Below are 8,499 nucleotides of genomic sequence, written 5' to 3' on the forward strand. Positions count from 1 at the left end.
AGTTTAAAGAGGGGCTAAAAAGTAACCTACAAGAGGTTCGTTTGAATTTTCTTCGTTTAATAACACATTTTCGCTACAGGATCGCTCTCTGTACAGTTTTAACTTCTCCTGTATAACAGGAAGCTCTCCTGTAAGTCTTCTTTTATCACAACGAGTTGGTGAAAATCCTTCGGGTACAAGTCCATCCGTTCTTCTTAGAAGTAAATCCGTGCTATGCCACGAACATTCAGCTTTTCTAATGAGTTTTACATGTTCATAAAAGGTTGCTGGCTTTTGATTATCTTTAACAAACTGCTCCCCTAATGTCGCCAATTGATGCCATGTATTAAACAAGGTTTTGGCTCGACGTTCTCCATATTCTTTAACTAGTCTCTGTCGAACCGCATTGACCGTTATCACTTTACCTACTCGACTTGCTCCTTCTTTTAGAAATGCCCCAACTTCTTTATCAAAGAGGTTGTTCAGATAGTCAATTGTAATTTCACTAACAAGCGGCACATGTCCAAAGTCTTCTTTTAGTTTTCTAGTCTTTATTTCCACTTCTGCCCGTAATAGCCGATCTGCAAGCTCTTGCAATTCGGCTACCTTGATAACGTCCGTGAACGGCAGTAGCCTTCTTGCATCATGTTTCGCAAACTCCTTTCCTTTGTGATAGAACTTTAAAGATGTTGTTGTTCCTACCACTAACAATCCATGTTGTCCATACTTGGAAACACTACGCCTGCGGAAAGTATCGTTTATTTTTAATCCTTGAAACCATTCCTGTACAGCTTGCTCTGAAACCAACATAAAAACTTCTGCCACATCAATTCTTCTTACTTGCCATAGAGGTGCTGGTGGCAGTTGTACTCCTAATAATTCATTAACTTTGTCAATTAGCCAAAGAATTGATGCCCGAAAATCATCTGTACCGCCATAAACATTGTGTCCAATCAACGCTTTATGCACGCTGCACTCTAAAGTAATGAATGGGGAGCAATCCTTTTTATATGGTATTTTGTTATCAAAGCCCTTTTGTTGGCGTTCAACTTTGACTGAGATACGTGCATCAAAAGAACCTTTTAACCTAGCAGTAGTCAAGGAATACAACAATTCCCCTGACTTCATATTCACACCTTGCCGCTTTATGCTTTGGAGCTCTATACGTTGGGCTACCTCTTCTGTAATAAAAGGTGAACGTAATGTAACTGTGTCAATCGCCATCTGATTCACAATCCCTTCTTGTTAAATGTTTTATACTAACTCCTACTCGCCTAAAAAACAGTTGCGCATAGTTGCGTACGGTGATACTATTGGTTCACAACGAATCACACCTCTCTATTTCACATGTTGAAAACCATCGTATCGGTGGCTTCGTATGATATATAATAAAAAGCTCGAAAAATTTAAGTGGATTCCAAAAAAATTTGAAAAAAAATCCCCCAAGCGATTAAAATGGCTCGCTTGGGGGATTTTTCACTTTCTTCTTACTTAAATACAGTATGCTCCTAGTATGTATCAACAACATTCTCAAGATTCTTCCAGTTAAAGTTGTCCCATCTTATATTAGCAGCACTTTTTCTAGTCATTTTTTAACAGAAATGGAGAAAAAAGTAGCGGAAGAGCTTATAAAAGATAAAAGTAATCAAGAGATAGCAGATTCTCTATTTATTAGTAAACGGACTGTAGAATACCATATTACCTCCGCAATTCAAAAGTTGGGGGTAAAATCACGAGTAGGATTAGCTGTAAAGATTATTGAAGCTGGATCGTCAACAAACTATTGTGAATGTCATCAAAAAATTGACCCCCTTGGCAAAAAAACAATGCGTTAGTCTATCGACTAGGGCAGCAGTCCAAACCTGAACAGTGAAAACCTTGCTGTAAGCCTCCATCCCAAGAGCAATAGAAAACTGCGTAGTTCCTGTTCCTGAAGTCCCAATAGAAATTTACATTCTACGCCTTTCGACGCCTCGAACGGAGAGGCAGTATTTGATCTTTCTCCTTATGCTTTGATTACAGTCAGAGGGAAACGTGGAACTTTTTGATTCTCGTACGCCATACATCTTTCTCATAGCCAATGATTCAATTCATCTAAGGGGGCACAAAAGGCATTGAAATAAAGAACTGTCGTCTCGTGCACTTGACAAGGTTTCCACCTCGTCTCTTTTGGATTGCAAGCACGCACTGAGTAAAACGTTCTTGTTCCTCTCTGTTCTCTTTTACGAAAATTATCTTAACAGCTGACCTTAGGTTTGATTTTTTCACGACTTCTCACGTTTTATGTATTGTTCAGCAAGCCTTGGATTATTTATCTGTGACAACAAAATCAAAATTTCCTGCTTCAACATCTACTTCGACAGCGTGCTCACCCGCACCTATTTTGCCGTTTATCTTATCGTCTGACTTAACTTGGTAATTCATACTTAAATTTACATTACTGCTTCCTGCCTGAACTTCAGAATCAAGTTTGAGGGATGTTGGTTCCTTATCTAAATTGATAGCTACATCTCCACTTGAAGAATGAATTTTAAGATTTTGTTGTATCGTCCCTAAATGAATGGTTGTATTTCCTGCGGCGGAATCAACAGTAATATCTCCAGTTACATTATCTATATCCGTATTTCCTGCCGTTGCATTCAATTTTAGGGATTGGCTAGAGATGTTCCTAAGGGAAATATCCCCTGCGGATAGCTGGATATCCACGCTATTGGCATGCAAAGACTCAGCTTTTACATTTCCCCCGGAATTTTCCACCTGAATCCTTTGATATAACTTCTCAGGAAGAGTAATATCTAAGTTAGCGGTTAGATGAGAGAAACCAAGAGAAGTTTGGGATAATTTAGTATAAATGAGTAATTGGTCGTTCTTCTCTTGAACTTCTAAAGAGTGCGAATTATTGACAATCCCTTTTTTATTCCCTGTTCCATAATAACGAATGCTGATATCCCCTTCTTTTGATGGGTAAAAATGTAAATTACCGGCATCCATATAAATTTTTATTTGGTTAAAATTCTCTGCATTCACTTTCTTATTTTCTTCAAATGATTCTTTCTCTTCCGAAAGTATGTCTTTAGGCAAACCATTAACTAATAAAACAACTGCTAAACCAATGCAGCCTATTAGGGCTACTATGGCAGAAGGTATAATCCATCTCTTCATTACAATCTCCCTCCTTTTGCAATTCTTACATTCATTTTAATGTATTTTAACAATCCATTATAAATAGAGATACCTAGATACTTCATCGATATACCAAGGAGTACACCTATTCCACCAGAAGCCAGCGAGCAGAATAATTTAAACAATATCTGAGAAAAGTCTGCCATAATAAAAATTAGAAAACCAATAGAGCCTATAATTAAGGCTACAGATAGTAAACATAGACCTATATATATTCCTAGGACAACAATTAAGGGACCTACAAAAAATATAAGATTAAACAAACTAAGACTAATGCTTGCAAAGACTGCTTTGGTTATATTAGAGACAGAACGATCAGACTCTGCTCTGTCCAAATGATAGTTTGCTAAAATATCTCGTGCAATTTCAGGCGGAGAACCCAATTCGCTAATAATATCCATCTCTGACTTGCCTTCCGCTTCCCCCATATTAAAATGCTCCTGAAAATCATACAGAATTTCACTTCTCTCCTGTTCGGGAAGTGGCATGATAAGCTCAGTTAGGACACGAATGTATTCTTCCTTTGTTGATGGATTATTCACTAATTTTAACCTCTCTTATTAGTTGATTTACTCCTTGTGAAAACTTGTTCCACTCTAAAACAAGCTCCATCATATACTTTTTCCCCAAAGACGTTATCTGGTAATATTTACGAGGAGGCCCCTCCGATGATTCCTTCAAATAAGTAAGTAGATATTCTTCTTTCTGTAGACGACGCAATAAAGGATATAAACTTCCCTCAGCGATCTCAACATATTTTGATATGTTCTGTGCCAACTCATATCCATATTGGTCTTTCTCGTCAATCAAGACTAAAACACATAATTCTAAGACACCCTTTTTAAATTGTATATTCACACTTTCTGACTCCTACTCGATGATAAATTATATACTTTATCTACAAAAAGGTTCCACTACCGAAAAATAATTACTACTGTGCATTAATCAGTAATTAATAATAATATACAAAATACCTAGCGAATATGCAAGTTACGTAAGGGTGCACTGTCAAGAGTCAGTGAGAATGTCATTCAAAACATCAGGGCTATTTATCACATCTTTTATCGGTTTCCTCTTGTAATTCTAGCTTGTATCGTTCCGTCCCCAAGGGTATTTGCTAAGCACTAGCTGACGCTCGCCTTGATTCCATACACGATACAAGCTCTTGGGAATTTTCTTGAACCAGTTTCTCTTTGTTACTCCGAATCTTACACCTCATGGATTGCAAGAAAATTGTCTAACACTAACTTTTTTTTGTGAAAGCAAAGCAAGAGTGGTCGACTAATGCTATAGACTTTCGGCATACCGGCTGGAATGATACCTATCCACAATCGTTCGATTGAAAACCTCACTATATCTTAGTCATATTTTAAGGATTCAATTAATGGTAACCTTGCAGCTCTTCTAGCTGGCAATAATGCGGCAACTAAACTAGTAAAAATACCCAATATACTAACTGCTGCAATTGTTGACCAAGGGATTACAGGATTTATGTTCAAGTTGATCGTTTTAGTGTATAAGTAAATCGTGATAAACCCTATAAGAATCCCGCTTATCACACCTGTAATTCCGATCATAAGTCCTTCAGATAATATCATTTTAGTTGTTTGAGTGTTAGTAAAACCTATGGAACGCATGATACCTATTTCTCTTGTTCGTTCCATTACATTCATCATTAGGGTATTTACAATACCGATGCCTGAAATAAGGATTACCAGTAATAATAAGGCGTGAAATGGAGTCGATGATAATGATTGTTTCATTCGGTCTAGGTCTGAGTTAACGGTAGTTAGTTCGTTAATTTGCCCACCGAAGTTTTTTAGCATTTCTTCTTTGATACTCCTCTCATGACTCGGATTGTTATACGTAAGCAAGATGTTTTTTGCATCCTTCATACCAAACTCATCTTGAAAATGTGAGTCCAAAGCGAAAGCCAAATACCCTTTGTATTTCAGAATAAAGGAAGTATCGACAACACCAACAACCTCAAAGGATTGCTCTCCTTTGGGTGTATTGATCATAATTTTGTCGCCTATTTTTCCTCCCCATTCCTCAAACGAACGCTGTCCAAGAAGCACTGTATAGGGTTGGGAAAGCTTATACAATAGTTTTTCGTTTGAATATTCCTGCGATCTGAACAATGGGTACTGTTTTGCCCAGTCTTCGTTAACACTGATGACAGGGAATTGACGTTGTTGTCCTTTTTGCGTTTTCCAAGTTACTTTTTCTTCCTTATATATTGCTACACTTTTTACACCGTTCCATTCCTGAATTGTTTTTACATCAGAATCCGTAACTATTTTGTCTAGTTTCACATTCATATCTCCACCCGAAGTAGTTTGAATGATGTCTTTCGCATACTGACTTCCAGTTTCAATGGCAGAGGTAACAAATATAGTACAGATAATCCCTATAGACAGTATAAATGAAGAATTTGCAGTACGGTTAATGTGACGAGAGATACTTTGGGAGGCTACAAATCCTCCAAATCCCCACATCTTATGATTTATTTTCGCAAATGCTTTACATATGACTTTAAGAATATTTGGGAAGAAGAACATAGTTCCAATAAATAGAAAAACACCAAAAAACATTTTTGCGAAAAAACTGAGTAGGATGAGCAAAAAACCTACATAACTTCGCCATCTCTGCTTAGATCCGATTTGTGGTCCCATTGCGCTTTTCATCATAAAGATTATACTTACACGGCTTGCTTGAATCATTGGGAAACATGCTGCTAAAATAGGGGTGGCTATTCCTATTAGTATGGCCATTAGAATAGCGAATTGAAGTTCAGTCGGGACGTTGTAGGTAGCCTTAAAAGAGGTAAATAACAATTTTTTTAATACCTCCGCCAACTGTAGACCAATTGGAATCCCTACTAGTAGCCCAATGAAAGAAAGAAGACATACCTCTATCAGAATTGACTTAACAATTTGATAAGGAATATAGCCCAAAGCTTTCATAATAGCAAATTCTTTCTTACGCTCACCAATACTCATATAAAAAGTGTTGAATACAATAAATCCACTAATGAGAGTGATCAAACCGCCAATCAAATAGAGAATTTGATAGATCGCATCTACTTGATTTGTCTGTTTTGCATCTAAAACTACAGGTCGAAGTACAATGCTATTATCCTGGGTGACTGTTTTCAATTCACTTTCAATTTTTTCACCTGTCTCAGTTGTTTTCACGCGAATTTCACTTACTATATTCTCAAGCTGATACCAAGATTGAAGGGTAGATAATGGAATGACTATTCTCCATCTCTTGCCTTGAGCAGCTTCCCAATTTGAAGGACTTTCAAAAAAACCTCCATTGGCCACAATAGCAGAAATGGCAATCTCCTTTCGCCCTGTGGGGGTATCAAACCAAATTTTATCGCCAAGTTTTACCTTCCATAATTTCGCTGCAACCTCAGGAATAATTGCACCAGACTGATTGATGTCTCCATATTTTGCTACTAACTTTCTCATACTATTGTCTATACTGCTAAGTCCAGTGATACGTATTCTGTTATTTGTCTCATTTAGTTCGCTCAGGTTTGGTATGGTAAACTGGGTGTACACATATAGGGAAGCAAAAGCATCAGAAACAGCTTTGACCTGTCTAACTTTAGATAAATAAACAGAAGACATTGCGTTATTCTTACTTTCTAAAACATAAGTTGCATTTCCTTCGCTCTCTTGCATTTGCTTTTCAATTAATTTTTTTGTAGAATCAACAGAACTAAATACTGCTAGTACGATAGCAACACTAGCTATCATTGCAATAATGGTAAAGAAAGTACGTAGTTTTTTACGCATTAAGTTTCGCCAGCAAATTTTCCATGACATGATCTTTTTCTCCCTCCACCAGTTTATGATCAGATTGAATTTCTCCATCTTTAAAAAACAAAATTCGTTCTGCAAATTTAGCTGCATATGGATCATGAGTTACCATGACAATCGTAAGACCAGTATCATGATGCAAACGTGAAAGGAGATGCAGAATGTCTTTTCCCATCTTTCGATCAAGATTGCCTGTAGGTTCATCTGCTAAAATTAATGACGGATTCATGGCTAAAGCTCGTGCGATAGCTACACGCTGTTGTTGGCCTCCACTTAGCTGAGAGGGGAAAAAATGTTCTTTTCCTTCTAAGTTAACAGACTTAATTAATTCAGCAATTCGCTGTTTTTGCTTTTTTTGAGGAACTCCATCCGCGTTCATGGTAAAAGCGATATTTTCTGAAACAGTCATTGAAGGTAGAAGTTGATAATTCTGAAAAATATAACCTACCTTTCTTCGCCTAAAATACGCAAGTTCTTTTTCGGAAAGGGAAGAAATTTCAGTACCATCGATACGTAACTCTCCATTACTAGGTGTGTCTAATCCCCCTAATAAATGCAATAAAGTACTTTTGCCAGAACCACTGGGCCCCATAATGGCGACAAACTCACCTTTGTTGATTTGCAAATCCACCCCTTTTATAACCACATGAGATTGCTCACCTGATTCATAAACTTTTCCCAAGTTCTTTGTTATGATCACACTAATGCCTCCTTAATATTAAGCAAAAATTATCAACATTATAAATCTAATTGAAATAGTTGTATGTCCGTAGTTGTGTCAAACGGAAATCCCCAATAACTTCATCTAATTTTGCACCATTACTAGGTATCTAGGGATAGTTGAATATCAGTAATTGTATAATCACACTTACCCCCACTATTTAATCAAAATCACTACTGAATATTATTCATTAGATAACCACAGTATACCAAATGATCACCAAATACGCAAGTCGCTAACAAAATTTGGGTGCATAACTGCCATATTATATCTCCTCGTTGCAAAAAAAGGCCAGAAACCCGTGATTATCAAAGGTTTCTGGCTCGTGTTTTTTTAAAGGTACCGATTACACTTCCATTATTATTAAGGTCATTTCAGAACTATTCTGTTTTAATCCCCTTGTTTTCGGATATGCGATAACTTATCATCCTGCTTCCTTTTATTCACCTATGTATCTTAAAGTGCGTGGTCAAAAATGTGGTCACTTGTGGTCATCTAATAAACAGCTTTTTGTAACCTTTACAAGTAATTTATGCACGGTTTCTTTTTCACAGGCGTCTATTAACCTCAATCTATATTTTTTTATTACCTATTTAATAAGTAACGGATTCACAACATCAACTACCAGTAAACATGTGCTGTTGGTTTAAGATCAGAAAGGTATACGCCTGATTCACTACCGACAACAATTTTATCACTTTGTGAATCATATTTTATGGGTCTGCCTGAAAGAGAAGAAGCAAAATGCACAGGTATGTATGGAACCCTTCATATACAAATGTT

7 protein-coding genes are annotated in these 8,499 nt (G+C 36.9%); 1 reads left to right on the forward strand and 6 read right to left on the reverse strand.

What is annotated here, in order from left to right:
* Positions 1-3: 3 nt before the first annotated feature.
* On the reverse strand, positions 4-1,203 hold the full coding sequence (locus Q3F21_RS26590; protein ID WP_340259528.1) for a phage/plasmid replication protein, II/X family: 1,200 nt from the start codon (positions 1,201-1,203) through the stop codon (positions 4-6).
* A gap of 377 nt (positions 1,204-1,580) precedes the next feature.
* Between Q3F21_RS26590 and Q3F21_RS26595 the strand changes: the two genes are divergently transcribed.
* The gene (locus Q3F21_RS26595; protein ID WP_245191303.1) at positions 1,581-1,814 is read left to right on the forward strand and encodes a LuxR C-terminal-related transcriptional regulator; all 234 of its coding nucleotides are present in this window, start codon (positions 1,581-1,583) and stop codon (positions 1,812-1,814) included.
* Between the two features lie 472 nt (positions 1,815-2,286).
* On the opposite strand, the gene Q3F21_RS26600 is transcribed toward Q3F21_RS26595, so the two are convergent.
* From Q3F21_RS26600 to Q3F21_RS26620, 5 genes are all read right to left on the reverse strand, one after another.
* Positions 2,287-3,141 carry a DUF4097 family beta strand repeat-containing protein gene (locus tag Q3F21_RS26600; RefSeq protein WP_340259532.1) on the reverse strand — a complete coding sequence of 285 codons (855 nt, stop codon included), beginning with the start codon at positions 3,139-3,141 and terminating at the stop codon, positions 2,287-2,289.
* A complete protein-coding gene (locus Q3F21_RS26605) occupies positions 3,141-3,704 on the reverse strand; it encodes an HAAS signaling domain-containing protein (RefSeq protein ID WP_021619378.1) in 564 nt (187 codons plus the stop codon). Before Q3F21_RS26605 ends, Q3F21_RS26600 begins: the two co-directional genes overlap by 1 nt.
* Positions 3,697-4,020 carry a PadR family transcriptional regulator gene (locus Q3F21_RS26610; protein ID WP_340259539.1) on the reverse strand — a complete coding sequence of 108 codons (324 nt, stop codon included), beginning with the start codon at positions 4,018-4,020 and terminating at the stop codon, positions 3,697-3,699. Before Q3F21_RS26610 ends, Q3F21_RS26605 begins: the two co-directional genes overlap by 8 nt.
* 500 nt (positions 4,021-4,520) lie before the next feature.
* Complete coding sequence (locus Q3F21_RS26615; protein ID WP_040301224.1) at positions 4,521-7,001, reverse strand: FtsX-like permease family protein; 2,481 nt, start codon at positions 6,999-7,001, stop codon at positions 4,521-4,523.
* Positions 6,964-7,695: an ABC transporter ATP-binding protein gene (locus tag Q3F21_RS26620; protein ID WP_021619381.1), complete on the reverse strand. Its 732-nt coding sequence runs from the start codon at positions 7,693-7,695 to the stop codon at positions 6,964-6,966. The genes Q3F21_RS26615 and Q3F21_RS26620 overlap by 38 nt, the downstream gene beginning before the upstream one ends.
* Positions 7,696-8,499: the final 804 nt, after the last annotated feature.

The sequence above is a fragment of the Brevibacillus borstelensis genome (assembly GCF_037834415.1).
Taxonomy (GTDB): Bacteria; Bacillota; Bacilli; order Brevibacillales; family Brevibacillaceae; genus Brevibacillus; species Brevibacillus borstelensis_A.

Coding starts and splice junctions, on each gene's coding strand:
- Q3F21_RS26590 (WP_340259528.1), bottom strand. CDS start 1,203: ATGGCGATTGACACAGTTACATTACGTTCACCTTTTATTACAGAAGAG.
- Q3F21_RS26615 (WP_040301224.1), bottom strand. CDS start 7,001: ATGTCATGGAAAATTTGCTGGCGAAACTTAATGCGTAAAAAACTACGT.
- Q3F21_RS26595 (WP_245191303.1), top strand. CDS start 1,581: ATGGAGAAAAAAGTAGCGGAAGAGCTTATAAAAGATAAAAGTAATCAA.
- Q3F21_RS26600 (WP_340259532.1), bottom strand. CDS start 3,141: ATGAAGAGATGGATTATACCTTCTGCCATAGTAGCCCTAATAGGCTGC.